At 62.8% G+C, this 304-nt stretch carries 1 protein-coding gene; it reads right to left on the bottom strand.

Features of this window, described 5'->3' with window-relative positions:
* Positions 1-304 (bottom strand): MFS transporter (locus SB752_RS32200; protein ID WP_410719466.1); only part of this gene is annotated, 304 nt, incomplete at both ends.

Raw genomic sequence — 304 nt, 5'->3', positions numbered from 1 at the left:
ATGCGACTGCGAGAGACGACAGGTAAATGAGACCGGCCACCGAGGCCGAGACCATCCCGACAATGACGGCGCGTTTTGCGCCCGATTTGTCTGCGAAGTGGCCGGCCCACACACGCGAGAACAATGACGCGGCAAACTGGCTGCCCGTCACCAGACCGACAAAGAAAGTGCCGAGGCCCAGGTCGTCGTGGACGTGAAGCGGTAGCACCGGCAGCGCAATGCCGATGATCAGGAACGCGACGAGGACGACCGCCATGAGCGGCGCAAGCGCGGATATCGTGCGGTCGTCCGAACAAGTTGCGGA

It is taken from the genome of Brevibacillus sp. SIMBA_040 (assembly GCF_046535075.1).
In the GTDB taxonomy this organism is placed as follows: domain Bacteria; phylum Bacillota; class Bacilli; order Brevibacillales; family Brevibacillaceae; genus Brevibacillus.
This window is presented reverse-complemented; position numbering and strand designations above follow the sequence as displayed.